26 protein-coding genes are annotated in these 25,746 nt (G+C 39.0%); 23 read left to right on the top strand and 3 right to left on the bottom strand.

The genetic code is table 11. The annotated features are described in order from the left end of the window. Positions 1-8 precede the first annotated feature (8 nt). The gene (locus HMJ38_RS23595; RefSeq protein WP_194976925.1) at positions 9-821 is read right to left on the bottom strand and encodes a mechanosensitive ion channel family protein; all 813 of its coding nucleotides are present in this window, start codon (positions 819-821) and stop codon (positions 9-11) included. 242 nt (positions 822-1,063) lie between these two features. On the opposite strand from HMJ38_RS23595, the gene HMJ38_RS23590 reads away from it, so the two are divergent. Genes HMJ38_RS23590 through HMJ38_RS23575 form a run of 4 tightly spaced genes read left to right on the top strand, consistent with a single transcriptional unit; the run spans position 1,064 to position 5,725 of the window. Continuing rightward, positions 1,064-2,605 carry a bifunctional GNAT family N-acetyltransferase/carbon-nitrogen hydrolase family protein gene (locus tag HMJ38_RS23590; RefSeq protein WP_194976914.1) on the top strand — a complete coding sequence of 514 codons (1,542 nt, stop codon included), beginning with the start codon at positions 1,064-1,066 and terminating at the stop codon, positions 2,603-2,605. Between the two features lies 1 nt (position 2,606). Further along, positions 2,607-3,158 carry a KdsC family phosphatase gene (locus tag HMJ38_RS23585; protein ID WP_194976913.1) on the top strand — a complete coding sequence of 184 codons (552 nt, stop codon included), beginning with the start codon at positions 2,607-2,609 and terminating at the stop codon, positions 3,156-3,158. Between the two features lies 1 nt (position 3,159). Next, positions 3,160-4,005 carry a 3-deoxy-8-phosphooctulonate synthase gene (gene kdsA, locus HMJ38_RS23580; RefSeq protein ID WP_194976912.1) on the top strand — a complete coding sequence of 282 codons (846 nt, stop codon included), beginning with the start codon at positions 3,160-3,162 and terminating at the stop codon, positions 4,003-4,005. 28 nt (positions 4,006-4,033) lie between these two features. Beyond that, positions 4,034-5,725, top strand: a complete 1,692-nt coding sequence (locus tag HMJ38_RS23575) for a L,D-transpeptidase family protein (RefSeq protein ID WP_194976911.1) — start codon at positions 4,034-4,036, stop codon at positions 5,723-5,725. On the opposite strand, the gene HMJ38_RS23570 is transcribed toward HMJ38_RS23575, so the two are convergent. Next, positions 5,714-6,424 carry a murein L,D-transpeptidase catalytic domain family protein gene (locus HMJ38_RS23570; RefSeq protein ID WP_194976910.1) on the bottom strand — a complete coding sequence of 237 codons (711 nt, stop codon included), beginning with the start codon at positions 6,422-6,424 and terminating at the stop codon, positions 5,714-5,716. The genes HMJ38_RS23575 and HMJ38_RS23570 overlap by 12 nt on opposite strands. A gap of 290 nt (positions 6,425-6,714) precedes the next feature. Here HMJ38_RS23570 and HMJ38_RS23565 point away from each other — a divergent pair, with 290 nt between their 5' ends. From HMJ38_RS23565 to HMJ38_RS23490, 16 genes are all read left to right on the top strand, one after another. Further along, complete coding sequence (locus tag HMJ38_RS23565; RefSeq protein WP_194976909.1) at positions 6,715-7,125, top strand: 6-pyruvoyl trahydropterin synthase family protein; 411 nt, start codon at positions 6,715-6,717, stop codon at positions 7,123-7,125. Beyond that, entirely contained in the window at positions 7,085-7,780 is a 696-nt protein-coding gene (gene folE, locus HMJ38_RS23560; RefSeq protein ID WP_194976908.1) for a GTP cyclohydrolase I FolE, read from the top strand. The genes HMJ38_RS23565 and folE overlap by 41 nt, the downstream gene beginning before the upstream one ends. Positions 7,781-7,999: 219 nt before the next feature. Further along, positions 8,000-8,680, top strand: a complete 681-nt coding sequence (locus tag HMJ38_RS23555) for an SDR family NAD(P)-dependent oxidoreductase (protein ID WP_194976907.1) — start codon at positions 8,000-8,002, stop codon at positions 8,678-8,680. An 87-nt stretch (positions 8,681-8,767) separates the two neighbouring features. Continuing rightward, positions 8,768-9,031, top strand: coding sequence for a hypothetical protein (locus HMJ38_RS23550; protein ID WP_194976906.1), 264 nt, complete (start codon positions 8,768-8,770; stop codon positions 9,029-9,031). 16 nt (positions 9,032-9,047) lie between these two features. After that, entirely contained in the window at positions 9,048-9,491 is a 444-nt protein-coding gene (locus tag HMJ38_RS23545; RefSeq protein WP_194976905.1) for a hypothetical protein, read from the top strand. Beyond that, positions 9,488-10,120, top strand: coding sequence for a flavin reductase family protein (locus HMJ38_RS23540; RefSeq protein WP_194976904.1), 633 nt, complete (start codon positions 9,488-9,490; stop codon positions 10,118-10,120). The genes HMJ38_RS23545 and HMJ38_RS23540 overlap by 4 nt, the downstream gene beginning before the upstream one ends. Positions 10,121-10,233: 113 nt before the next feature. Beyond that, positions 10,234-11,241 (top strand): ligase-associated DNA damage response exonuclease, encoded by a 1,008-nt coding sequence (locus HMJ38_RS23535; protein WP_194976903.1) that lies wholly within the window; start codon positions 10,234-10,236, stop codon positions 11,239-11,241. 468 nt (positions 11,242-11,709) lie between these two features. Continuing rightward, entirely contained in the window at positions 11,710-12,705 is a 996-nt protein-coding gene (locus HMJ38_RS23530; protein WP_194976902.1) for a phosphotriesterase family protein, read from the top strand. A gap of 407 nt (positions 12,706-13,112) precedes the next feature. Beyond that, the gene (locus tag HMJ38_RS23525) at positions 13,113-13,400 is read left to right on the top strand and encodes a hypothetical protein (protein WP_194976901.1); all 288 of its coding nucleotides are present in this window, start codon (positions 13,113-13,115) and stop codon (positions 13,398-13,400) included. Between the two features lie 11 nt (positions 13,401-13,411). Beyond that, a complete protein-coding gene (locus tag HMJ38_RS23520; protein WP_194976900.1) occupies positions 13,412-13,921 on the top strand; it encodes a hypothetical protein in 510 nt (169 codons plus the stop codon). A 509-nt stretch (positions 13,922-14,430) separates the two neighbouring features. Continuing rightward, positions 14,431-15,960, top strand: coding sequence for a glutamine-hydrolyzing GMP synthase (gene guaA / locus HMJ38_RS23515; protein ID WP_194976899.1), 1,530 nt, complete (start codon positions 14,431-14,433; stop codon positions 15,958-15,960). Positions 15,961-16,319: 359 nt separating this feature from the next. Continuing rightward, positions 16,320-17,561, top strand: coding sequence for a dihydroorotase (locus tag HMJ38_RS23510; RefSeq protein ID WP_194976898.1), 1,242 nt, complete (start codon positions 16,320-16,322; stop codon positions 17,559-17,561). Further along, on the top strand, positions 17,562-18,074 hold the full coding sequence (locus HMJ38_RS23505) for a DUF4199 domain-containing protein (protein ID WP_194976897.1): 513 nt from the start codon (positions 17,562-17,564) through the stop codon (positions 18,072-18,074). It abuts the gene before it with no gap. A 12-nt stretch (positions 18,075-18,086) separates the two neighbouring features. Further along, positions 18,087-18,608 (top strand): DUF4199 domain-containing protein, encoded by a 522-nt coding sequence (locus HMJ38_RS23500; RefSeq protein ID WP_194976896.1) that lies wholly within the window; start codon positions 18,087-18,089, stop codon positions 18,606-18,608. Between the two features lie 8 nt (positions 18,609-18,616). After that, positions 18,617-19,579, top strand: coding sequence for a glycosyltransferase family 2 protein (locus HMJ38_RS23495; protein WP_194976895.1), 963 nt, complete (start codon positions 18,617-18,619; stop codon positions 19,577-19,579). Then, positions 19,579-20,550 carry a glycosyltransferase gene (locus HMJ38_RS23490; protein ID WP_194976894.1) on the top strand — a complete coding sequence of 324 codons (972 nt, stop codon included), beginning with the start codon at positions 19,579-19,581 and terminating at the stop codon, positions 20,548-20,550. The genes HMJ38_RS23495 and HMJ38_RS23490 overlap by 1 nt, the downstream gene beginning before the upstream one ends. A gap of 1 nt (position 20,551) precedes the next feature. On the opposite strand, the gene HMJ38_RS23485 is transcribed toward HMJ38_RS23490, so the two are convergent. Next, positions 20,552-21,319: a class I SAM-dependent methyltransferase gene (locus HMJ38_RS23485; protein WP_194976893.1), complete on the bottom strand. Its 768-nt coding sequence runs from the start codon at positions 21,317-21,319 to the stop codon at positions 20,552-20,554. A 199-nt stretch (positions 21,320-21,518) separates the two neighbouring features. On the opposite strand from HMJ38_RS23485, the gene HMJ38_RS23480 reads away from it, so the two are divergent. From HMJ38_RS23480 to HMJ38_RS23470, 3 genes are read left to right on the top strand one after another with little or no spacing between them, the layout of a single operon-like run. Continuing rightward, positions 21,519-22,865, top strand: coding sequence for an efflux RND transporter periplasmic adaptor subunit (locus tag HMJ38_RS23480; RefSeq protein WP_194976892.1), 1,347 nt, complete (start codon positions 21,519-21,521; stop codon positions 22,863-22,865). 6 nt (positions 22,866-22,871) lie between these two features. Then, the gene (locus HMJ38_RS23475; protein ID WP_194976891.1) at positions 22,872-24,191 is read left to right on the top strand and encodes an ABC transporter permease; all 1,320 of its coding nucleotides are present in this window, start codon (positions 22,872-22,874) and stop codon (positions 24,189-24,191) included. Next, entirely contained in the window at positions 24,184-25,665 is a 1,482-nt protein-coding gene (locus tag HMJ38_RS23470) for a TolC family protein (RefSeq protein ID WP_194976890.1), read from the top strand. The genes HMJ38_RS23475 and HMJ38_RS23470 overlap by 8 nt, the downstream gene beginning before the upstream one ends. The last annotated feature ends 81 nt before the right edge of the window (positions 25,666-25,746 follow it).

Raw genomic sequence — 25,746 nt, 5'->3', positions numbered from 1 at the left:
AAAAAAAATCAATTTTTCAATGTTTCACCTCCGGTAATAATATGTATATCCCTTTGAGGAAAAGGAATTTCTACCCCTTCTTCTTCAAATCTCCTGAAAATCTCATAGTAAAGTTCACTTTTAAGCACTTTTGGTTTATTGACAAATTCAGAAGTCCAGACTCTCAAAAAAAAATTTAAGCTACTGTCACCAAATTCATCGAAAAGTACATCCGGTTTAGGATCTTTTAATATGCCACTGTGCTTTAATGCCACTTCAATTAGAATTTTTTTGACCTTTTCCGGATTTTCCTTGTAGGATACCCCAACAGGAAAATTGAACCTAATCCGTCTATCGTTGTGAGACCAATTGATTACCTGATCATCAATGAATTTAGAGTTTGGGATAATTACACTGATATTGTCATTTGTGAGGACCGTTGTAGACCGGGCAGATATTTTAAGAACATCTCCTGAGATATCGCCTACTTCTATTCTATCACCTACTTTAATGGGTTGCTCAAATAGAATGATCAGCCCACTGATAAAATTATTGGTAATATTCTGCAGACCAAAACCAATACCCACACCCAAAGCACCCACTAGAATTCCAAAGGCACTGAGGTCAATGCCTGTGGTCTGAAGTATGGAAAACATACCGGCAATGATGAGCAGGTATTTGACAATGGTACCAACTGATTGCCTAGTCCCCTGTTGAATATTGTAATTTTTAAGTACCCTGTTTATCAGGAATTTTTTAATCCATTCCGAAATGACTAGCAAGGCTACAATTGAAAAAATCAAAGTAAAAATCAATCCAAGAGTGACTTTTGATTCACCCATAGTGAATAGCCTGTAATTAATTAAGTCGTTAAGCAATTCGAAGAATCTGTTCACTGATATATTGTTTTCGTTTTGTAGATTAAAACTCAAAAGACTTTTATAATTATGGCTAATTTAAACTTTCTATGCCATATTAATAGTTTTGGTTAGACTTTTGTTTGAAATACGGTAGATAGTTTTGTTTTGAAATTCAAAAATGCGGAATTTAAAATAATTGATTGAATTTTGGTTAATTTTGTGATATGAGTAAGCAAAGAGATGAACTGGAGCATAGGCTTAAGCTCCGAAATATTAAACTTTCCGATTATGATGACATCCGTGAAATCATGGTTGCAATTTATAAAGATCAAGGTGGGGCATGGACCCGACAGGAATTAAAAAATCAGCTTAAAGTTTTTCCAGAAGGACAGATTTGTATTGAAGATAATGGCAAGGTAGTAGCTGCGGCATTGAGCCTTATCGTGGATTATACTAGATTTGGTGATAATCATACCTATGATCAAATTACTGGATTCGGGAAATTTGATACCCACGATGATGATGGGGATACTTTATACGGGACAGATGTTTTTGTCGATAAAGAATACAGAGGCATGCGGATTGGCAGAAGATTATATGATGCCAGAAAAGAACTTTGTGAAAACCTGAACCTCCGTTCTATTATTGCCGGTGGAAGGATTCCGGGATATTCAAAGTATGCTGATCAGATGACTCCCCGGAAATATATTGACATGGTGAAAAGCAAGGAGATTTTTGATCCTGTTTTGTCTTTTCAATTGGCCAACGAATTTCACGTTAGGAAAGTAATAACCAAATACCTTCCTGAAGATACCGATTCCCGTGCTTACGCCACATTGCTGGAATGGATCAATATCTATTATGAGAAGGATGAGAAGCTGATAGGTAATAAAAAATCCATCGTCAGATTGGGATTGGTTCAGTGGAAAATGAGACGGTTCAACAGTGTCGATGATCTGATGCAGCAAGTCGAATTCTTTGTGGATACCGTCTCGGGATATAAATCTGACTTCTGTCTGTTGCCCGAATTCTTCAATGCACCATTATTGGCTGAATTCAATGATATGGATGCTTCCGAAGCCATTAGAAATCTTGCGGACTATACAGATGAAATCGTCAGTAGAATGAGCGACCTCGCCCTTTCTTATAATGTCAATATCATCGCAGGGAGTATGCCTGAATATGATGGTAAAAAACTTCGAAATGTCAGTTACCTATGCCGAAGAGACGGTACCACAGATAAACAATACAAGCTGCACATCACCCCGGATGAACAGTCCTATTGGGGGCTTCAGGGCGGTAATGGCATTAAAGTATTTGATACGGATGCAGGTAAAATCGGAATCCTGATTTGCTATGACGTCGAGTTTCCCGAATTGGGTAGAATTTTGGCCGAACAGGAAATGGATATTCTTTTTGTGCCCTATTGGACCGACACAAAAAATGCCTTCTTAAGAGTGAACACCTGTGCCAAAGCGCGGGCAGTGGAAAATGAGTGTTACGTCGCCATTACCGGTTCTGTGGGTAACCTTCCCCGCGTTGAAAATATGGATATTCAATATTCTCAATCTGCTATATATTCACCTTCTGATTTCTCTTTCCCTCATGATGCCACTGTGGCTCAGGCTGCAGAAAATGCTGAAACTACCATTGTAGCAGATGTGGATTTGGATCTTTTGACCAAACAGAGAAAAGCGGGAAGTGTCCGAAATCTCGATCAACGAAGATTGGATTTGTATTCTATTCAATGGAAGAAAAAGAAATAAGATGAACAATTACCTGAAAGGAATATCAGAAGCCAATATTCAAAAGGCCGAAAAAATAAAATTGCTCATCACTGATGTGGATGGTGTCCTTACAGATGGAGGAATCATATATGACAATGGTGGTGTTGAGTACAAAAGATTCAATGTCAAAGATGGCTTTATAGTTGCCCCATTAAGGAAAAATGGCATCATGGTAGGTGCCATCACCGGCAGGAATTCCAAAGTGGTGGAAAATAGGTGTGAGGAGCTGCATTTTGATTTTCATTATCATGGCATCAAGGATAAATCCAAAAAACTTCTTGAAGTGTTGGAAGTTCTTGAAATAAATTTGGAAGAAGTCGCATACATCGGAGACGACTTGATTGATTTACCTATTCTGAAAAAAGTAGGATTTTCAGCTTGCCCTGCTGATGCGCTACCTTATGTCTCTGAACATGTTGATTTCATTTCATCTCTCCAAGGGGGGCAAGGAGTGTTTAGAGAAGTTGCAGATTTAATTTTACAATCCAAGGGATTACTATCCTCCATCATCGACAAGTATATCAACCAATAATATGAAAAGATCTAACATACCCATGCATATTTCTGAAGAGACAGTATTAGGTGAAGGCAAGCCTGTTTTGTTTGCAGGACCTTGTGCTGTCGAAAGTTTTGATATTTGTATAGAAATCGGCAGCAAGGTGAAAGAAATTTCAGACCGATTGGGTTTTTCTTATGTTTTTAAAGCCTCTTTTGATAAAGCGAATAGGACTTCATCCTCATCATTTCGGAGTATCGGTATGGACAAGTCACTTGAAGTTCTGCAAAGAGTTGGTAAAGAGCTTCAGATCCCTTTGGTGACGGATATTCATGAAAGCTATCAGGCGGCAGAGGTAGCTGAGGTTGTAGATGTGCTTCAGATTCCGGCATTTTTGTGCAGACAAACAGATTTGTTGTTGGCAGCCGGCCAAACTGGAAAGGCAGTGAAAATCAAACGAGGGCAATTTATGGCACCCGAAGATATGGAATATGCGGTTTCCAAAGTGAGGTCTACAGGTAACAACAATGTTTGTCTGACAGAAAGAGGTTTTAGTTTAGGCTATCACAATTTGGTTGTAGATATGAGAGGATTACCTATCATGAGACAATTTGCTCCTGTAGTATTTGACATCACCCACAGTGTGCAGCAACCGGGAGGAATGGCTGGCAGCAGTGGCGGACAAAGGGAATTTGCCCCGTTTTTAGCCAGGGCCGCAGCGGCAACCGGGATTGATGGCTTTTTTATAGAGACACATCCGGAACCATCCAAAGCACTCAGTGATGGGCCAAATCTGATTCCTTTAGATAAAATGGACCTTTTTTTGACCATGTTGTTGGAATCTTGGGCCTTGGGTCAAAAATATCAAAATTTTGAGGTCTAAGTTTTCTGACCCGAGTATTAAAATACACATGAAAAAATTGCTGATATTCATTTTAGGCTTATTTTCTTTTTTCCCTTCCTATTCCCAAGAGGTAATTGAAGACAATGGCATCCCATCAATTATCCGAAGCTTCTTGGAAAGTACAAGTCCTGAGGATAGGCCCGAGATAGATGGGGAGGAGTTGTTCAGTTCAGTAGTTATTCACCGGTTTTATGGGGAGAGAAACTTCATGCCCGCTTGGACCAAAAACGCCAAATTACTTGAAATAGCATATGAAATGCGATATGAAATCGGCCAATCTAAATATGACGGCCTGATTCCAGACGATTATCATCTTGGTCATATCAATCTTTATTTTGATAAAATTGAATCTTTTTCCAAAGAGGGACAAAAAGCTTCTCTTGCAGATTTGGCTGCACTTGATGTACTATTGACAGATGCCTATGTAATGCTATCTTCCCATTTGAATATGGGCAAAGTGGATCCGGAAAGCTTAAAGGCCACATGGAATATCCAAAGGAATTCTCCTGAATTAAGAATCGATCTGAGGCTGGAATATGCATTGGTCAATGAAAGCATCCGAAAAAGTTTTGAGGAACTATATCCTTCCTTTTCTATCTACAAAAACATGAGATATGGCTTAAGGCAGCTTTTTGATGATCAGAGTAGATTCGAAAGTGAACAAGTAGCGACTTGGAAATCTATAAAAACAAATAAGACTGTCAAACCTGGAGAATCGGACAATATCATTCCTGAAATCAGAAATAGGCTTTATTTCTGGGAATTTTTGCAACCTTACGAGACTGATGATGAAAAGATTTATGACAGTATTATGGAGTCAGGAATCAAAAAACTTCAAAAACGCCATGGAATGGAGTCTGATGGAATCATAGGTCAAGGTACAATCCGTGCCGCCAACATGACTCCTGAGGACCTGATAATTACGGCATCTGTCAATATGGAAAGGCTGAGGTGGCTTCCGGACAGTATCAAAGATCAGGAAGTGATTTTGGTAAATATTGCCAACTATCAATTAGATTACATTCAAAAGAAAGATACTATACTCACTTCCAGGGTAATTGTAGGGAAAAGTTATCATTCTACACCACAATTCAACACACTAATGTCCTATTTAGTTTTTAGCCCAACATGGACAGTTCCCTCATCGATTACTAGAAATGAGATTGTCCCTGCTATAAAAAAGGACAATCAATACCTTGCCAAGAAAAACATGACATTGCTGACTTCCTCAGGTACAGTAGTAGATCCGAATACCATAGATTGGAACAAAACTAATCCACGAAATTTCCCTTACATCGTTAGACAGGAGCCCGGAACGCACAACTCATTGGGCTTGGTTAAATTTATGTTTCCCAATAAATATAGTGTATATATCCACGATACACCTGCCCGTAGTTTATTTCAGAGAGAAGATAGAGCCCTAAGTCATGGTTGTATAAGGCTACAAAAATCATTTGAGCTGGCTAAGCTGCTGTTGTCTTTTGACCCCAATTGGACAGATGAAAAAATCCAAAATGCAATGAGGCAATCAAAAGAACAGACTGTAATGCTCGACCGGAAAATTCTGGTTGTCATTTTATACCTGACTTATTGGACCGATGGAGTGGGTAATCAGTATTTCAGACAGGATATTTATGATCGGAATTCTGAAATAATCACTGCCATCAGAAAAAGAGGGCCCAAATTGTCAGGCGTTTAAAATTTGGGATTGATTCAAATAATTGTCATCCTTGCCATAAATAAATATTACAGACCTGTCTTTGATCAGGTCTATAATTTCAGTTGTAATCTCCTGTGGAAGTGCAGGACAACCCAAACTCCTTCCCAATCTCCCTGTCTGTTTGATGAAGTCTTCACGTGCATAATCAGCACCATGAATAACGATGGCCCTTTCTCTGGCATTATCATTAAACCCTGGCTCAAGCCCATCCAATCTCAATGAATAGCCGTGTTTTCCCTGATAAGTTTCGGCAGTTAGATAAAAACCGAGGCTGCTCATAAAAGAGGAATTTTTATTGGAGAATTTTTGGGCCATCAAATCCCCTGAATTTCTTCCGTGGGAGACATGTCCAAAATGTAAAATAACGCCATCTTTCATATTTATGATCCACATTCTCTTCTCAGAAGATGGCAATGAAAAGTCAATTACTGTCAAAGGCTTGCCTTCAGGCATATTCCCTTCTGCTTTCAGTTTGAGATAACCCTTGATTCCTAAAGAGAGAATGTCCCTTTTTGGAACTTTGAATTTTTCATTGAAACAATTAGAGTTAATAAGTTCTATGAAATGATCTTCCACAGAGCTTTCTATTAGGACTGAAGCGGGGGAGCTACTGACCAAGAAATAACTTGAGAAAGTACTGCCTAATAATAAAGTGATGAGTAGGGTGAATTTTCGCATTACAGTTTGATAATAAAATGTTTACATAAAAAGTTCCAAATCCACAAATAGTTGTCATCGATGGTAGAATAACAATAAAGTCAAAGAACTTTATTTTTCCGCTCAAAATGTAGGATTAAGGTATGGAACTGTTTTGATTAAATTGAATGTTAAGCCTTTTAAATCAAACCAAATTCAGGTTATTACATTTAAATGATTTAATTATTGTTGATTATCAATAACTTGCAATTTTTGTTTAAACTATTTGAAAAAAAATTAAACAAAAATTCATATTCCTCTGTTTGTAAATCATGAAAGTAGCAGTATACAGAAAGGAGCACTTCAATGCTGCCCATAGATTACACAATTCGAATTGGTCTGATGAACAAAATGAAAGGATATTTGGAAAATGTAACAATCCGAATTTTCATGGTCACAATTACGAGTTGATTGTAAAACTGATAGGCGAAATTGACCCTGAAACGGGGTATGTGTATGACATGAAAATATTGAGTGACCTGATCAAAGAAAATATTTTAAATAAATTTGACCATAGAAATTTAAACCTAGATACAGATGAATTCAGAAATCTTAACCCAACAGCGGAAAACATTGCTGTGGTTATTTGGAATATTTTAAGAAAAAAAATCGATTTAAAACACGAATTAATTATTCGACTATATGAAACAGAAAGAAATTTTGTTGAATACGATGGGAATTGATATCGCCCAGCCTATAGATGAGATAGGTGATGAACATATTGGAACATCTTTAGAAACTCCTCTAAGAGAAGATGCCTTTGAAATGGATGATGACCTCAAAATTGAGTTGATAGAGAAACACTTCAAAGAAATTATGCATGTCCTTGGTCTTGATCTTTCTGACGACAGTTTGAAAGGAACTCCAAGAAGAGTAGCCAAAATGTACATCAAAGAAATTTTTAGCGGACTTGATCCCAAAAATAAGCCAGACGCTAAACTTTTTGAAAATAAGTACAAATACAATGAGATGCTTGTTGAAAAGGACATTACCTTTTTCTCTAATTGTGAACATCACTTTGTTCCGATTTATGGAAAAGCTCATGTTGCGTATATATCCAATGGAAACGTCATAGGCCTTTCCAAGATTAATAGAATTGTTCAATATTTTGCCAAAAGACCACAGGTTCAGGAAAGGTTGACCATGCAGATTGGCAATGAACTTAAAGAAGCACTTGGTACAGATGATGTGGCAGTAGTTATCGATGCGCATCACATGTGCGTATCCACTAGAGGTGTTCAGGATGTCAACAGTTCAACTGTCACGTCCTTCTACAGCGGTAAATTCGAAAATGATGAAAATTCAAGATCAGAGTTCATGAAATACATTAGTTTATAAAATATATTGAATACAAAACTAAACCACGTAAAACCGGGCATCACTGTCCGGTTTTTTTTTAACTCGGAATTTATCGCATATCACATGTAAATATCGATTGAAAAGGTATGGTCTTATGATTTCGGTTTTTAAAGATGGAGTAAGTTACAAAAACAAAGATTCTCCCAAATTCCAAAAACAATTTTGAGTCACATTGATTATTTAATTAAAACCAAAAAAATGAAAGATAGAAATATTGTAGTGATAGGTGGGAACTCCGGAATAGGAGCGGCTTTGGTAGAAAGTTTACAAAATTTAGAAGCTAATGTGTTTAGTTATTCAAAAAGTCAGGAAGGGAGCAGTCAGTTGGATGTTACCGAGGATTTTGATTCAATAAATGATTTACCTGAGATCATCGATGGTTTGGTTTATTGTCCGGGCACTATCAATTTGAAGCCTTTCCATAGATTCACTGTAGCTGATTTTCAAAAAGATTATAATATAAACGTTTTAGGGGCAGTAAGGGTATTACAGGCATGTATGAAAGGGCTTAAGAAATCCGACAGTGCATCAGTGGTGCTATTCAGTACAGTAGCAGTAGGCGTTGGATTGGGTTTTCATTCATCCATATCAAGTGCAAAAGGAGCCGTGGAGGGACTTGCAAAATCCTTGGCGGCAGAATGGTCAGTCAATAAAATCAGGGTCAATGTTATAGCGCCTTCATTGACAGATACCCCATTGGCCAATCAATTGCTATCTTCGGATGATAAAAAAGAAGCTTCTAATAAGCGTCACCCCTTGGGAAGGTATGGCAAGCCGGAGGATATTTCTTCAGCTGCTTTATACCTCTTATCAGAAGATGCAAGTTGGATGACAGGTCAAGTATTACATCTTGATGGAGGAATGAGTACCATTAGATAAGATGATAAGAAATGTTTTTTTAAACAATTTAGGGTAAAAAGTGTAATTGAAATAGGGTATAGTCCCTGAGTATAAAGTACAGAGAATATGAGGACTCCACCGGAATCATTTTTGATTTTCAAGGAAGAACTGGAAAAAGCCAGAATTGAAAAAGAACGGCTTACAAGAGAATACGAAATCAAATTGGCAGATATGAACAAGGAGTTGGCAAGATTGAAAGAACAGATTCAATCCCAACAAGAACTAATTAAGACAACCTTGGACTATGCAATACGTCTTGAAGAGAACTTGGGTAGTTTTAAAGCAGAAGTCACTAATGGCCAACACTTGAAGAACCGTTCATTTCACTAAAAAATCCATCGCCACCATGAATATTACAGCCAGTGCCATAGAATTCAACAATTTCGAACTGATTTTCGAAATCCGTTATGCAAGGGTATATGCCAATCAGAAGAAAGGAATAATTATCTGTGAACTTTTGACGGACTATATTCCTATAGATGATTTCAAGGAAGTTTTTGCTGAAATTTCAAAAATTGTTGAAAGTGGGAATTATGAAAAATTCATTTTCGACAAAAGATCATTAAGAGCATTTCATCAGCCAAGTATGGAATGGTATTTCCTAAATTGGAAGAATAAAATGCTGGAACTTGGTTTAAGCAAACATAGAAAAATTCTTCCCGAGGAAAAGTGGTTTGAAAAGATGGTTATGATTGCCAAAGAACAAATTATGAAAAACAATCCTGATAACATCATACACCTCTTGGACATCAAATACTGTAATTCCATTGAAGAAGCGATTCTGGTATGATGAAGTATTTTAGTAAAGCCTCTGTCATGGAGGCTGAATCATTTTTTAGAAGAGATTTGATCAATTCCCTTGCGGGATATAAGAGTCTTAACCTTATCGGTACAAAAAGTAAATCAGGTATCACTAATCTCTCTCCTTTTTCGCAGGTTTTTCACATAGGTGCATCGCCACCTTTTGTTGGTGTGCTGTTTAGACCACATACGGTAGAAAGGCATACATTGGAAAATATCCTTGAAACCGGATTTTTCACACTCAATCACGTGACCTCAGATTTTTACAAACAAGCGCATCAGACCGCAGCCCGATATGAAGGATCTGAATTTGATACCACAGGGTTGGAAGAGTTCTATTTCGATGGTTTTTATGCTCCCTTTGTATCATTAAGTCCGGTACAGGTAGGTTGCCAATTAGCAGAAACCCAAACGCTCCAAGTAAACGGCACAGTAATGGTCATTGGTGCTATCGAACATATCCGGGTAGATGAAAAAGGGCTTCGCGAGGATGGTTCTCTTGATTTGAATGCTTTGGGCACAGTGACCGTCTCAGGATTGGACGAATACCATATCGGCAAAAGATTAGCTAAATTAAGCTATCCAAAACCGGGGAAGGAACTGGAGGAATTGCTTTAGGTATCCAGAAGTGTTCAGGGTTCAGTAGGCAGTATTCAGTAGCACACATCGGTCATCGGTCATCCGACATCGGTCAACCGGACAGTTAAAAACCCCGATAAACGAATGAAACAATGAACCTCCTAGAACTGACCCCATCCGGATTATACTGCCCACAGGCAGATATTTTTATCGATCCATGGAGGCCGGTAGATAAGGCTGTCATCACCCATGCCCATGCCGACCATTCCCGGTATGGAATGAAACATTACCTTGCCCATCACCATTCTGCTGAAGTCATGAGACTTAGGCTTGGTCAGGACATATCTCTTGAAACTTTAGACTACAATGCGCCGATCCACATCAATGGTGTAAAAATCTCTCTTCATCCTGCAGGCCATATTCCAGGATCTTCCCAGATCAGATTGGAATACAAGGGAAAAATAGTCGTAGTCAGCGGTGATTATAAAGTGGAGGATGACGGACTTTCTATGCCATTTGAAGCGGTCAAATGTCATGAGTTTGTATCGGAATGTACCTTTGGTTTGCCGATTTACAAATGGCAGGCACAAAAGGAGATTTTCGAAAGCCTAAACAATTGGTGGAGACTGAATGCAGAACAAGGCCGTAATTCGGTTGTTTTTGCCTATTCTTTGGGAAAGGCCCAGCGCATCATTAATCATCTTGACTATTCCATTGGTGAAGTTTTTGCCCATGGAGCAGTCTGGAATACCAATCAGGCTTTGATAGCCAATGGTGTAAAAGTCATCGATATACCAAGGGTGACGCAGGAATTGCCCAAAAGTAGGTTTCAAGGAGCTTTGATTATAGCCCCGCCATCTGCCATGGGAAGTCCTTGGATGAAGAAATTTTCTCCATATCGTACAGGGATCTGTTCAGGTTGGATGAATATCCGGGGAGCAAGGAGAAGACGAGCAGCCGATACGGGATTCGTACTTTCAGATCATGCTGATTGGGAAGGCTTGATTTCTGCCATCAAAGCGACCGAAGCAGAGAAAGTTTACCTCACCCATGGAAGTACCGCAGTTTTTGGCAGGTACTTGGAAGAAGTAGAAAAAATTATGGCAGTGGAATTGGAAACACTTTTTGAAGGGGAGAATGGGAGTTTGACAGAGGAGTAGGGCACTACTGGATCGGGTCATCTTTCCAAAAGAATACCCACCCGTCAATCTAAAAAACCATAGTAGAAATAGCAATAAATTGGATTATAGTAATTCTCAATCCCGATAGGGATTGAATACCTTCAGGTTATTTACCCCGGATGAAATCCGGTGGAAAAAGCATCAATAATCTTAATATTGTCTCACAACCCCGACAGGGGTTAAATTATACTCCTTAATTCAACCCCTGTCGGGGTTGGATTTTCTGAACATTATGGATTCAGAGCAATCCCCCGGATTTCATCCGGGGTAAATACCCCAATGGGGATTAAATCCCTTCGGGATTACTAGATAACCAATTCCTGAAAGTAATATTTCACCTTTTTATACAAACTTATTTAATCTAATGGATTTTCTAGGTCCTAATTGATATTTGGAAAAATAGGTTTATTTTTCTTAGTTTTATTTCCCACCTTCCCAACAAGTAACATGAAAAGAATCATCATCCCCTTCTTAATCATTTTCATCTTTTTTTCATGCACTGAGCAAAAAGCAGATTCATCTTATATCCAAACTGTCTCCGGCAAAATCAGTCCCGAGGAAATGGGGCTGACCTTGATCCATGAACATATTCTGGTGGATTTTATTGGGGCGGATTCCACGGGATATCACCGATGGGACAAAGATTCTGTGGTACAGCGAGTGCTGCCCTTTTTGGAAGAGATCAAAACTAAGGGTGTAAAAACTATCATCGAATGCACTCCAAGTTATCTTGGTAAAGATCCTGTATTGTTACAAAAACTGACTGATCTGACAGGAATCCGATTTATCACCAACACAGGTTATTACGGTGCTGTTGGAGAAAAATACCTGCCCGAACATGCCTTCTCTGAATCAGCCGAGGAATTGGCTAAGAGATGGATAAGGGAATTTAAAAATGGAATTGAGGACACAGGAGTTGTTCCGGGGTTTATAAAGATTTCTGTCAATGAAGGAGATCAGCTTTCTCCAATGGACAGGAAGTTGGTACAGGCTGCAGCGATTACCCATTTGGAAACTGGTTTGCTGATCGTGTCCCATACAGGGCCTTGGAATACTGCCAAAGCTGAAATTGATGTTTTATTGGAGTCAGGGGTCGATGTCAGCAATTTCGTCTGGGTTCATGCCCAGGCCGAGAAGGATTATGCCAATTACCTGAAGGCTGCCGAACAGGGAGTCTGGATCAGTTTGGACGGAATAGCATGGGATGTGCCCGGACATCTTGACAGGATTGTCTATTGTAATGAGAACCGGATTTTGGATCGGGTACTGCTTTCACATGATGCAGGCTGGTACAGCCCCGGCGAAGCCAATGGAGGGGATTTTATAGGATTTACCGCTTTGTTTGATGAATTGATTCCTTTGTTGAAAGAAAAGGGATTTACCCAACAGGAACTGGACCTGATGCTGATAGAAAACCCGGCAAAGGCTTTTTCGATTAAATAAAACATTCCAACTCAAGGTACAAATTCTTAGTTTGGGTGGAGATTGGCTAGGTATAGATTGTATCTACACCTTCTTATTTTTGGATCCCATACTTTGGTCGGGAGCAATTCCAGTTTTCAAAAATTACAATTGGTTTTGATAAAAGGGTGTAGTTGCACCTATATCCAGTCACCACCGAAAGCCTAAACTACACCGAGGGGGTAGAAGGAAACCGTAATTGTCAATTAAAACTTTTTAAATTTCTCTTGACTTTTAGAAAATATGTTAATAAATTGATAATGAATTAGATATTTTAAATTTTTAAACAACATTCCCATGAATGAAAACTATTACTCCCCCCCCCCGCCAGCAAACATCTAGACTTTCTGTCTGGGTACTTTCCTAAGCAGATTCTTGGCTTATTAATCTTGATTACATTCAGTTGTCAAGAATTTGAGCCAATCGAGTTAGGCGCAGCTTTTGAAGAAAATGATATCCATTATGTAGATATCGATAAGGCAAGAATGATTGCAAGTACCATTGAATTTCCATTACCCCAAAATGAAAAACAAAGTCCATTGAAATCCAGCAAGGTTGACTTTGATGTTGAAACTTTTGGATCTAAAAATGTTAAAGAAAGTAAGTCTCCTTTAGGAAAAGGAATCACCTTATCGTTCAATAATGAAAAATTTATGATATTTAATATAATTCCTTAAATTAATTCATTATGAAAAATTCAATCTATATTTTCCCAATGGTTCTTGTACTCTTATTCAGTGCTTGTTCAAATGAAGAACAGCTACCAAACATAGGAGGTTTTACCGTTGACACAGTTGCGATTCTTAAAATTTTGGACGAAGAAGGCAATGACCTCCTAGACCCCGGTCATGAAAGATACCTTGATCCAAGTAAAATTAAAGTTTTCTACGAAAGAGATGGACGTATGATAGAGTTTATCGAAACTCATCTTGATATGCCCAGAAACTTTAGAATTGGCTCTCCTCATGAATTCCGAAATGAATATGTGATGTTTTTGGTTTTAGACTCTGAAAAAACAGTTGTTCAGTGGAACGAAAACGACAGTGACACTATTCATGCTGAATTTTTTAAATATTCCGGTAGTTCCTTTATGATAAGAGTAATAAAAGTTCTCTTTAATGGCGAATTGAAATGGGATGCTGAAAGTAAATCTGCAAGAGAATTTACTATTATCAAGCACCTTAATTCTGTTAACTAAAATAAAAACGAGCCGAAAATGTGGCTGAATTGTAAAGGTTCATGCTTTTCCGGCTCGTTTTTTTTTATACTCCCCCTAAGAGCGTTTAGGAGCAAGTGGACAGTGAAGCCCAGCTGTCGGGAGTATCTACACCTTTTTATCCTTGGATCCCGTACAGCAGTCGGGAGCAATTCCAGTTTACAAGAAAAACCTTTAGAAATAAAGGAAAAATATCAGTAAGAAGAAGATAAGGAAAAGTAAATAATATGATTTTCGTGAATACCAATTGCAAATTGAATATCATAAGAGGGTGTAGTTTCAAACTCATACCCAGTCGCCGCCGAAAGCTTAAACTAGGCCGAGAGGTAGTTATTTTCCAATCTTACATCTTTCTTTACTGTGGCATAGGGGACAAATTTTGGTAATCTTCCAATTTTAAAATTTTCCAATCTTACAATCCATTCCTCTCCCCTACAAAATAATCTTCTGAAAACCTTTTCCCGTTATGGCTGCCCTGTGTACCTTTGCGCATGGCAGAACAAATCCTCATTCTTGATTTTGGTTCCCAGTACACACAACTCATCGCCCGAAGAGTTAGGGAACTTAATGTTTATTGCGAAATTCACCCATTTAATAAAGTTCCTGAGATCACAGAAGATATAAAAGGAATTATCCTTTCCGGAAGTCCCTGTTCGGTACGGGACGAAGGTTCCCCCGATCTTGATCTTGACAGTCTAAGAGGGAAATTACCGATTTTGGGTGTCTGCTACGGTTCCCAGCTTTTGGCCCACAAATATGGAGGGGAAGTCCTCCCTTCTGAAATCAGGGAATATGGCCGTGCTAACCTTGACCATATCGATTTGCATTATGACCTGTTGAAAGAAATGACCCATGGATCCCAGGTTTGGATGTCCCATGGAGATACGATTAAGACATTGCCGGAGGGTTTTGAAGTCATTGCCAGTACATCTTCTGTGAAAGTCGCTGCTTTTAAAATCAAAGGGGAAGAAACCTATGGAATCCAGTTTCACCCTGAAGTGACCCACACGACAGAAGGTAAAAATTTGCTGAGAAACTTTGTGGTCCAAATCAGTGGCTGTTCCCAAGATTGGACATCTGATGTATTTATAGATGCCACCGTTGCTGAACTAAAGCAAAGAATCGGAAATGATAAAGTGGTGATGGGGCTTTCAGGTGGGGTGGATTCCTCCGTGGCAGCCACTTTGATCCATAGGGCCATTGGAGAAAACCTTACTTGTGTTTTCGTTGACAATGGCTTGCTGAGAAAAAACGAATACGAAGAAGTATTGGAATCTTATTTGACACTTGGATTGAATGTCATCGGGGTGGACAGCAAGCAGCGGTTTTACGATGCTTTGGCAGGTATCTCTGAACCTGAAGCAAAGCGGAAAGCCATAGGACGTGCATTTATTGAGGTTTTTGATGATGAGGCGCATAAGATAGATGGTGTAAAATGGCTAGGTCAAGGAACCATTTATCCGGACGTGATTGAATCCGTTTCTGTCAAAGGCCCTTCTGCCACGATCAAATCGCACCACAATGTGGGTGGATTGCCTGATTTTATGAAATTATCCGTAGTGGAACCGCTCAACACGCTTTTCAAGGATGAAGTGAGAGAAGTGGGCAGGGCATTGGAAATCCCCGAGAAAATCATTGGAAGGCACCCTTTTCCAGGCCCAGGCTTGGGAATCCGAATCCTTGGCGACATCACTGCTGAAAAAGTCAAAACTCTTCAGGAGGTGGATCATATTTTTATTCAGGGGTTAAAGACACATGGTTTGTATGATCAAGTTTGGCAGGCAGGGGCAATTTTGCTTCCCATCCAATCAGTAGGCGTCATGGGCGACGAGCGGACTTATGAAAAGGTCGTGGCACTCAGGGCCGTTGGTTCTGTAGATGGCATGACAGCGGATTGGATTCACTTGCCTTATGAGTTTCTTGGAAAAATGTCCAATGAAATCATCAATAAAGTTAAGGGTGTGAACAGGGTAGTTTATGACATATCGTCTAAACCACCGGCAACGATAGAGTGGGAATAAATACCCATGTTTTTGGTTCCTTTTACTTAAAGTAGCAAAATTGTACAATACTCATATTGATCTTTCTAATTTTCTTTGAAAAAACATACCCATTAATTTGTAAAAGTGATACGAGGTTTTGACATTGCGATGTTTAAATTAATCTAATTAAACGATAATTTTATAAGCCCTAATAAAGCGGGATTCTGAATTCAGAATCCTGTTTTGCTTTAGGAGTAAAATCAGAGTTTTTCAGAATTTGGTTGAGGGGTACAATTTCTTGGGTTTGGTGCCATGAGGTATTTGTTAATCCTCAAACCTGCCCAATTTTCCTTTCATTTTTTGGAATATTATTGCAGTTTTGCACAAACCTTTCTTATATGGCTGTATTGCTCCAAGCGCTCAGGTTAATTGACTCGCATAGGATAAACCCTCCCAAAAACTTTGTTTATACTGGTCATCAGATTGTTGACGAAAATTCCAGTTCGGATTTCCCTATCGAAGAGACCATTGATTGTTCAGACTTCCTTGCCTCGAAGGGATGGGTAGACCTGAGGTGCATGTCGGGTGAACCTGGGGAAGAATACAAAGAATCGATGGATAGTCTGGGGGAAGTGTTACAATCAAGTGGGTTTGTCAAAGCGGTGCTGATGCCCAATACCCATCCTGCAGTACAGACCAGAAATGAAATTCAGTTTTTGAAATCGAAAGCTGCCAATTGGTTTTCTGACCTGATTGTTGAGGCAGCTGCGACTAAAGATACTAAAGGAGAGGACTTTACAGATATCCTGGATTTGAATCAGGAAGGAGTTTTTGTTTTTGGAGATGGATTACATCCGATTTCAAATCCTGATAGATTGATGAAAATATTGCAATACTTGCAGAAGTTCGATGGTATTTTGTTTGATCAGACTTATGAACCTTTATTGGCGTTGTTTGGTCAGATGCATGAAGGACTGACTTCTACCCGGATCGGAATGAAAGGAATCCCCAATCTTGCGGAAGATATCGCCATTCACAAAAACCTTGAAATTTTACGGTATTCTGGTGGGAGATTGCATTTTCAGACAATTAGTACGAAAGGTGCAGTTGAGGAAATCAGAAAAGCTAAGAAAGAGGGTTTAAATGTGACTGCTGATATCTCGTTGTATCAATTGATATTTTCAGATGAGGATATGCTGGATTTTGATACCAACCTTAAGGTAATGCCTCCATTCAGAGGAAAAGAAGATAGGGATGCTCTTATTGAAGGGTTAAAAGATGGTACTATTGATGCCATCGTATCCAATCATCAGCCACAAGACATAGATGCAAAACATATGGAATTTGATCTATCCTTATTTGGCATGTTAGGTTTGCAGACTTTTTTGCCGGCAATGTGCAAGTTGGCAGATGAAATTACCTGGCCTTTACTTATTTCGAAAATCACAAGCGGTCCTGAAGTTGTTTTGGGTCAGCAATCGGATAAGTTGGATAGCCTTACCCTATTTGATCCTGAAGAAAAATGGGTTTTTGATAAGAAATCCAATAAATCCCTTTCTTCTAATTCACCTTGGTACAATACTGAATTAATGGGTAAAGTGAAATTTGTGATCAACAAAAACAAATTTGTCAAAATCTAAATGAACAGGTACCTAGAGTCAACTTATCGCTTTGGCCTGATTGGCGGATTGTTCTGTGTTTTTGCTTTTTTGATGTTCAATTGGCTGGGGTATGACCCGACCAATTTTAGCATGTTGTTCGGCTATGTGTTGATCCCGATTTTTGTTTTTTTGGGAATCAGGTATTTCAAAAAGGATGTAAACAATGGCGAGTTGAGTTTTGCCAATGGGATGTCCATTGGTTTTTTGATTTACACCATGATTGCTTTTATTTCTGGCCTAGGAATATGGATAATTCTTCTGATTGATATTAGCCTATTTGAAGCAATAAAGATATTAAAGCTAGAAGTCCTAAATACAAACAAAGAATTGATCATCTCTCAACTTAGCGAAGAGTCTTTTGAAATTACCTTGCAGAAAATCATGGCGATGAAACCCATTGATATTGCATTAAATGATTTTATTTGGAAAATTCTTCCGGGACTGTTTTTTACAATCATAATTTCTATAATTTTAAGAAAAACTAAAACTTAAAAAAATAAGATTATGGAAGAAAAAATCTCATCATCAGAAGCTATCAAGAAATGGGGGCTTATTTATGGCCTAATAGCCTTGATTGTAGCCATATTGTCAATTGTATTCGACATGAGCAGTATGGGAACAACAGCAACAATTATTTCCTCAATATTGAATATAGGAATAGCTTTTGCAATTTATTATTTATCAACAAAAGAGTTTAGGGAATCAAATAACGACTTCTTGTCTTTTGGCCAAGGCTTTAAAATAGTATTTTTAGTGGGTTTGATTGGTGGTGCTATCAGAGCTTTTGGAACCTATTTATATATCAAATTTATTGATAATTCTGTATTAGACAAAATATTGGAAGCCCAGATTGAAGCCCAGGAAAAAATGGGAACCACATATGATCCAGATGCGGTTCCTGGTTTCATGAAATTCTTTCAAACCGCAGAATTTATTGGAATTTCATCTTTTTTAGCCGCCATTTTTGGTGCTTTAATCATTGGCTTAATTGCTGTTTCTATAAATAAGAAAACAGAAGACTATTAATTTCTAAAATGATCCAAATCTCTGTCATCATACCTGTATTCAATGAACAGGATTCTTTGCCTGAATTACATAACTGGATAGGCCGTGTCATGGACGGGCACGGCTATTCTTATGAAATTATTTTTGTCAATGATGGCAGTAATGATGGATCGTGGAATGAAATTCAAAAACTAGCCGGGCTTAATCCAAATGTAAAGGGAGTCAGCTTTACCAGAAATTATGGGAAATCGGCTGCATTGGATATGGGTTTCAGCAAAGCGGAAGGGGAGGTTGTAATTACCATGGATGCTGATTTGCAGGACAGCCCGGATGAAATCCCCGAGTTGTATGAAATGATCGTCAGGGATGGATATGATGTCGTTTCAGGTTGGAAGAAAAAAAGGCGTGACCCCATTACCAAAACCATCCCTTCCAGATTTTTCAATGGGGTTACCAGGCTTATTTCAGGGATAAAGCTTCATGATTTTAATTGTGGACTGAAAGCCTATAAAAGTAAAGTGGTGAAAAATATCCATATCTATGGAGAGATGCACCGTTATATTCCGCTGATTGCTAAGTGGAACGGATTCGCGAAAATAGGCGAGAAAGTAGTGGAACACAGACCTAGAAAGTACGGAGAGACCAAATTTGGGATTGAAAGGTTTCTCAACGGTTTTCTAGACCTGATATCTGTCTCTTTTGTCAATCGCTACAAAAGAAGGCCGATGCATTTTTTCGGAACATTGGGCACTGTGTCATTTTTGGCCGGTTTTTTTATCACTTCATGGTTGATTTTCCAAAAAATCTATGGTCTTTATCAAGGAAGGGTAGTAAGGGAAATCACTGCACAGCCTTTGTTTTTTCTAGCTCTTGTGGCATTGATTGTGGGGGTTCAGTTGTTTTTGACTGGCTTTTTGGCGGAAATGATGACTTCCAACAATAGCCGAAAGGCAGATTACAATATTGAAGAAGAATTGAATTTCAAGGACTGATGTTTTTTTCGGTCATCATACCTGTGTACAACAGACCTCTTGAAATCCGGGAGTTATTGGAAAGCTTGACCAATCAGTCTTACAAAGATTTTGAGGTCATCATTGTAGAAGATGGTTCGGTTTTTCCCTGTGCGGATATCATTCCTCTTTTCAAAGAAAAATTCAAAGTCAGTTATTATTTCATTGAAAATATTGGGCAAGGTTTTGCCAGAAATTTCGGGATGGAAAAAGCCACCGGCGAATATTTTGTCCTGTTTGATTCAGATTGTATTATACCCCCTGATTATTTTTCGATTCTAAATGCTGCCATTAAACACCGAAATCTTGATGCCCATGGAGGGCCTGATGATGCCGGCTCGGGATTTTCAAATTTTCAGAAAGCAATTAATTACAGTATGACCTCGGTCCTGACCACAGGAGGAATCAGGGGCAAACTGAAAGACCCTGCCATGTATCAGGCAAGGGGCTATAATATGGGGCTTTCCAAAGAGGCCTTTGAAGTTTCCAAGGGATTTTTGGATCCGAATAAAGCCGAGGATATTGAATTGAGTATTAGGTTAAAGAAATTAGGATTTCGATTGGAGTTGGTGGAGGAAGCATTTGTCTACCATAAGAGAAAAAATACCTTCAGGACTTTTCTCAAGCAAAGTTTTTCTTTTGGGCAGAACAGAGTCAATGTAAGTAGGTATCATCCTGATGCCATCAAGATGGTTCATCTATTGCCGACTTTTTTTCTGTTGGGGTGGTTGTTTGGGATTGCTTTGTTTTTGAAGTTTTCGCCAATTTCGTTTTTCATTTTACAGCTTTACCTGATTTGGATTATCCTTGTATTTCTTGATTCAGCCGTCAAGACCCGGTCATTGCTTGTGGGGATTATGGCCATTTTCACCTCATTCGGACAATTGAGCTTTTATGGTGCCGGTCTGATATTTGGCCTGATGGAAAAATTGGTAAGTGAGGGAAAATCCTGACTTATTTTTTTCCTTTTCTACAAAAAAAGATAATTTCGTTTTCGGGGAGGGCGTGTTTGAGAATGACCTCGTTAGGAAGTGTTTTTACAAAAGGATTCTCATGTACCCTGAGCCCTGATTGATTTAATCTTAAGGCATAATCTTTCCCATATTTTCTGACATGGTCTCTTTGGCCAAAAAGCCTTTCCCTTTCCGCAGGATCGGAAATGGTTTTGTCCTCAATTGTTTTTTCCAGGTCATAAACCGGAGATTGAATGATTCCCCATCCGTCTTTTTTCAGTACCCGGTTGATTTCACTACAGGCGAGGAGATCGTCATCCACATGTTCCAGCACATGATTACAGAATACCACATCAAAGGTCTCCGCCTCAAAGGGTATTTGATGCACATCCATTTTTACTTTGGCCAATGGGGATTCCAGATCGGCAGTGATATAATCCAAGTTGGGCAACGCCGCCATCCGGTCAATAAAGCACAATTCAGGAGCGATGTGGAGTACCTTTAATTGGGAGGAGAAAAAATCTGTTTCCTTTTGTAAAAACAGCCATATCAACCTATGCCGCTCCAAAGCAAGGCAGTTAGGGCAAAGTGCATTTTCTCTGGCCTTTCTGCCGTAGGGCAGGAATTTGCGAAAGGAATGCTGGCAAACATTACAGGTAACATTATATCCTTTATAGAAAACAGCGAAAACCCTCAAAAAAAAATGTGAAACCAATTGAAGATATTTCCTTGGAATGTACCTGATTACAAAACTGATTATGGATTTCATGGATTCTTTTTGAAGATTTAAAAGAGCTATTAGCCGCTTTAATTTTCGCAATTTATCAAAATCCTGACAAACCAAAACCATGGGTTTTTACGAAACCCTGACAATTTGTATATTCCTTTAATGGCTTTATAATTTTCTTATTGGGGGGAATACAAGCTCAATTTAGTGTAAATTTGCTATTGTACTTAAGATGAGTGTCATGCAGAAAAAAACCATATTCATATTAATTGGTGTAGTAGCATCTATAGCATTTCTTTTTTATTTTTTTTCAAGAGGTGGTGTTGAGGACGGATTTGATATCACTGCAGAAGTAAAGCAAGGTGATTTCAGGGTTGAAATCACCACTTCCGGAGAATTACAGGCCCTTAATTCAGTGGAAATTTTGGGACCGGTTGAAGCTAGGCGGTACAGGGTTGGAAATATGACCATTGAATCGATGGTGGATGAAGGTACTGTCGTCAAGAAAGGGGAGTTCATAGCTTCTTTGGATAAGACGGAATTATTTGGGCGCTTGGAAGACAAACGTATTGAACTGGAACAGGACAAAGCTTTATATGAGCAGACCCAATTGGACACTTCTTTGGTTTTAAGGCAAGAAAGAGACAATCTGATTAACCTGGAATATGAAGTTGGGGCAAAGAAGCTTGTATTGGAACAATCAGAATTTGAACCACCTGCCATCATCAAACAAAACGAGTATGCCTACGAAAGAGCCAAAAGGGATTTTGAGCAGGCCAAGGAAAGATATAGGATAAAAACCTTGCAGGAAAAAGCCAGAATGGTGGAAGTTGGTGCTCGATTAAGAGAAGTTCAAAGTGAAGTTTCGCAAATTCAGGAAGTTCTAGAAAAATTTACTGTCACAGCCCCCCAAAACGGGATGGTGATATATGTACAAGGAAGGGGTGGAAAGGTTAAAGAAGGTTCGCAGATCAGCAGTTGGAATCCAGTAGTGGCAACATTACCAGATCTATCCTCAATGCAGAGTGTGACCTATGTCAATGAAGTCGATATCAGAAAAGTAAAAGTAGGTCAAAAGGTGGAATTGGGTTTGGATGCATTCCCTGAAAAAAAATATACTGGTGAGGTAATCACAGTGGCAAATGTGGGACAGCAGCGGCCTAATTCTGATGCAAAAGTTTTTGAGGTTATTGTCAAAGTAAATGAGAGTGATCCTTCCATGCGTCCATCAATGACCACAAGCAATGCTATAGTAATAGATAAACTTGAAAATGTGTTGTATGTACCTTTGGAAGCTATTAATGTTCAAAATGATAGCATCAATTACGTTTACCTCGCCAATAAAAAGAAACAGGAAGTCAAATTAGGATTGGCCAATGCCAATGATGTGGTGATAGAACTGGGATTGAATGAAGGTCAAAATCTTTACCTTTCCACACCTGATTGGTCAGAGAATATGGCCATCAACCTTTTGGAAGAATTGAACGGGAAAAGGAATCCAGATTTAAGTTATTCAGTTTCGGAAAACATTATTGAACCCCAAGCGACGAATTCTAGAAGGGGAAGGCCAACTCAAGATAACGACTAGAGGTTTATGTTTGATGAAAGACTCTTGGCCAATTTTCAAATTGCATTAGAAGCTGTAATTGCCAATAAATTGCGATCACTTTTAACAGCACTTGGGATAATTTTTGGAGTAGCTGCGGTAATTGCCATGCTGGCTATAGGTAACGGTGCACAGCAGGAAATTTTAGAACAAATTCGTTTGGTGGGTGTCAATAATATTGTCATTGAGCCAGTTTTTGAACAGACTGAGCAAAGTGTGGATGCAGAAGTTGACCTTGAAGCTGAAAGGGGTAAATTTTCACCTGGTTTAAAGTTGAGTGATGTGGAAGCGATTTCAGAAATGATACCTGGGGTAAAAAATATCAGTCCTGAAATCGTTCTGGAAACCCACTTGGTCAAAAGTGGAATACGAAGGTCAGCCAAACTCGTGGGAATTACGCCTGCCTATTTTGAGGTTCTGGATTTTCATCTTAGGGAGGGAAAGATGTTCAGTCAACGTAATTTAATCAATGGGGACCCTGTTTGTATCATAGGAAGATCTGTGCAGACCAAATTTTTTTCAAAGGAAAGCCCAATCGGGAAAAAGATAAAAAGCGGTAGCCAATGGCTAGAGGTGATAGGAGTGATGGAAGAACGATTGATTTCTGAACAAAGCATTTCCAAATTGGGGATACGGGATTTCAATATGGATGTTTATGTGCCTATTCAGTCCATGTTGATCCGGTTCAAAAACAGGGATTTGGTGACCGGTTATAGTATTATGAATGAAGATTCTGAAACCAGCCTTTCACAAAATTACCACCAAATAGATAAAATAGTTGTTCAGGTAGAAGAAAGTGAATCACTGAATCCAACAGCGGAGGTTATTGCAAAATTATTGGAAAGGAGGCACAATAGGGTGGTGGATTTTGAAATAACAATTCCTGAGCTGTTATTAAAGCAACAGCAAAGGACTCAGAATATTTTTAATTTAGTATTGGGCGCTATAGCAGGGATCTCACTTTTAGTGGGTGGAATAGGAATTATGAACATCATGTTGGCCTCGGTGATGGAAAGAATAAAAGAAATAGGCCTAAGACTTTCGTTAGGTGCAAAAAAATCCGATATTGTCAATCAATTTCTATTTGAAGCAGTCATGATCAGTGTATCAGGAGGAATTATCGGTGTTGCATTGGGGATTTTTCTCGCCTATTTGGTTTCCAATTTAGGAGATTTTCCTACTATAGTGACGCTACCATCCATTATTCTTTCCTTTGGAGTAGCCGCTACCGTTGGTTTGGTATTCGGTATAGCTCCAGCTAGGAAGGCTGCAAGTCAGGATCCTATAACTTCTTTGAGATATGAATAAATGTTTTTACCGCGGTATCATCTTTGGATTGATGATGCTTTCACCTGTTTTTGGTTTTGCCCAGGAAAAATTGACCTATACTTTAGATGAACTGGTTTTCCGTGCCAAATCAAGGTCTCCTGCTTCTCTTCGGGCAGAGACGAGACAGGAAAACCGGTATTGGCAATACCGCCTTTTCAGGTCAAATTACAATCCGCAACTTCGTCTAGGCGGTACCATACCTGGTTTTTCGCAGACTTTTAGCAACATAGTGCAACCTGATGGGACCATTGAGTTTAGGGAAGTAAGACAGAACTTAATGGATCTGGAATTGGGGATGCAACAGGAAATTGCAGCTACAGGAGGAACCATTTCTATTAATTCATCTACAAACAGATTTGACAATTTTCTGGCACCTGCCGGGTCAGCTCAAACAAGATGGAGTGGTGTGCCCGTCAATGCACGGCTGAGTCAGCCGATATTTGCATATAATCCCTTGAAATGGGACAAAAGAATCGAGCCACTAAGATATGAAGTGAGTAAACGGGAATATGTGGAGGAATTGGAAAGTATCAGTAGAACCGTAACCGAACTTTTTTTTAACTATTTGGTCGCTCAGGTCAATTTGGATATTGCCACCAAGAATTTACAGAATACACAAGAAATTCTAAAAATTGAGCAAGGAAGATATAACATAGGCACCACTTATGAAGATAAATTACTTCAAGTTGAATTACAGGTGCTTCAGGCGAGACAGGATCTTGCCCAAGCCAGATTGGATATGGAAACCAATTCGTTGGTTCTCAAGTCCTTTGTTGGTTTGAATGAAGCCGCAGATTTGACCTTGATCCCTCCTGCTGAAATCCAGGATATCATCATCGATGTAGAGGAAGCCCTTGAATATGCATTTCAAAATAGATCTGAAGCATTAGGTTTTGATGTCAGGCTATTGCAAGCAGACGCAAATATGGCACAGGCCAGAGGGCAGCGTTTTAATATGACACTGAATGCCAGTTATGGTCTGAACAATGCAGCCCTGAATTGGCGTGATATTTATACAGATCCAAATAGGCAGACACTTGTGAATTTAGGTTTTTTTGTACCTGTTCTCGATTGGGGAAGGAATAAGGCAAGGATGGGACAGGCAGCGGCATTCAAGAAATTGGAAGAGTATACTGTAGAGCAGGAAATGATCAATTTTGAGCAAGAAATTTTTACAAAGGTCCGGAATTTTGCGATGTTGAAAGACCGCCTGGAAATCACTAAAAAATCGGATGAAGTTGCTGACAAAAGGTATGAAATATCCCTTCGTAGATACCAAAATGGCAATGTGACCATTACCGACCTCAATATAGCCCAACAGGAAAAGGATCAGAACCGTAGAGCTTACATTGTGGCATTGAGGGATTATTGGACAGCCTATTATGAAATGCGGGAATTGACCTTGTATGATTTTGAGAATAGGCAGTTGCTGTATATACCTACTTTAGATTAGCTATTTGGGAGAAACGAGAGATTAGACCTGCCTGCCGGCAGGCCATAGCCGTCAGGCTAAGCACATAAACTGTTGATTTAA

Source organism: Aquiflexum lacus (assembly GCF_015476655.1).
In the GTDB taxonomy this organism is placed as follows: domain Bacteria; phylum Bacteroidota; class Bacteroidia; order Cytophagales; family Cyclobacteriaceae; genus Aquiflexum; species Aquiflexum lacus.
This window is presented reverse-complemented; position numbering and strand designations above follow the sequence as displayed.

Excerpts from the sequence above, each read along its gene's own strand:
- HMJ38_RS23505 (WP_194976897.1), top strand. The coding sequence starts at position 17,562 with ATGAACAGGTACCTAGAGTCAACTTATCGCTTTGGCCTGATTGGCGGA.
- HMJ38_RS23590 (WP_194976914.1), top strand. The coding sequence starts at position 1,064 with ATGAGTAAGCAAAGAGATGAACTGGAGCATAGGCTTAAGCTCCGAAAT.
- folE (WP_194976908.1), top strand. The coding sequence starts at position 7,085 with ATGAAACAGAAAGAAATTTTGTTGAATACGATGGGAATTGATATCGCC.
- HMJ38_RS23530 (WP_194976902.1), top strand. The coding sequence starts at position 11,710 with ATGAAAAGAATCATCATCCCCTTCTTAATCATTTTCATCTTTTTTTCA.
- HMJ38_RS23495 (WP_194976895.1), top strand. The coding sequence starts at position 18,617 with ATGATCCAAATCTCTGTCATCATACCTGTATTCAATGAACAGGATTCT.
- HMJ38_RS23520 (WP_194976900.1), top strand. The coding sequence starts at position 13,412 with ATGAAAAATTCAATCTATATTTTCCCAATGGTTCTTGTACTCTTATTC.
- guaA (WP_194976899.1), top strand. The coding sequence starts at position 14,431 with ATGGCAGAACAAATCCTCATTCTTGATTTTGGTTCCCAGTACACACAA.
- HMJ38_RS23575 (WP_194976911.1), top strand. The coding sequence starts at position 4,034 with ATGAAAAAATTGCTGATATTCATTTTAGGCTTATTTTCTTTTTTCCCT.
- HMJ38_RS23475 (WP_194976891.1), top strand. The coding sequence starts at position 22,872 with ATGTTTGATGAAAGACTCTTGGCCAATTTTCAAATTGCATTAGAAGCT.
- HMJ38_RS23555 (WP_194976907.1), top strand. The coding sequence starts at position 8,000 with ATGAAAGATAGAAATATTGTAGTGATAGGTGGGAACTCCGGAATAGGA.
- HMJ38_RS23565 (WP_194976909.1), top strand. The coding sequence starts at position 6,715 with ATGAAAGTAGCAGTATACAGAAAGGAGCACTTCAATGCTGCCCATAGA.
- HMJ38_RS23485 (WP_194976893.1), bottom strand. The coding sequence starts at position 21,319 with ATGAAATCCATAATCAGTTTTGTAATCAGGTACATTCCAAGGAAATAT.
- HMJ38_RS23490 (WP_194976894.1), top strand. The coding sequence starts at position 19,579 with ATGTTTTTTTCGGTCATCATACCTGTGTACAACAGACCTCTTGAAATC.
- kdsA (WP_194976912.1), top strand. The coding sequence starts at position 3,160 with ATGAAAAGATCTAACATACCCATGCATATTTCTGAAGAGACAGTATTA.
- HMJ38_RS23510 (WP_194976898.1), top strand. The coding sequence starts at position 16,320 with ATGGCTGTATTGCTCCAAGCGCTCAGGTTAATTGACTCGCATAGGATA.
- HMJ38_RS23570 (WP_194976910.1), bottom strand. The coding sequence starts at position 6,424 with ATGCGAAAATTCACCCTACTCATCACTTTATTATTAGGCAGTACTTTC.
- HMJ38_RS23535 (WP_194976903.1), top strand. The coding sequence starts at position 10,234 with ATGAACCTCCTAGAACTGACCCCATCCGGATTATACTGCCCACAGGCA.
- HMJ38_RS23595 (WP_194976925.1), bottom strand. The coding sequence starts at position 821 with ATGGGTGAATCAAAAGTCACTCTTGGATTGATTTTTACTTTGATTTTT.
- HMJ38_RS23480 (WP_194976892.1), top strand. The coding sequence starts at position 21,519 with ATGCAGAAAAAAACCATATTCATATTAATTGGTGTAGTAGCATCTATA.
- HMJ38_RS23470 (WP_194976890.1), top strand. The coding sequence starts at position 24,184 with ATGAATAAATGTTTTTACCGCGGTATCATCTTTGGATTGATGATGCTT.
- HMJ38_RS23585 (WP_194976913.1), top strand. The coding sequence starts at position 2,607 with ATGAACAATTACCTGAAAGGAATATCAGAAGCCAATATTCAAAAGGCC.
- HMJ38_RS23545 (WP_194976905.1), top strand. The coding sequence starts at position 9,048 with ATGAATATTACAGCCAGTGCCATAGAATTCAACAATTTCGAACTGATT.
- HMJ38_RS23500 (WP_194976896.1), top strand. The coding sequence starts at position 18,087 with ATGGAAGAAAAAATCTCATCATCAGAAGCTATCAAGAAATGGGGGCTT.
- HMJ38_RS23540 (WP_194976904.1), top strand. The coding sequence starts at position 9,488 with ATGATGAAGTATTTTAGTAAAGCCTCTGTCATGGAGGCTGAATCATTT.
- HMJ38_RS23550 (WP_194976906.1), top strand. The coding sequence starts at position 8,768 with ATGAGGACTCCACCGGAATCATTTTTGATTTTCAAGGAAGAACTGGAA.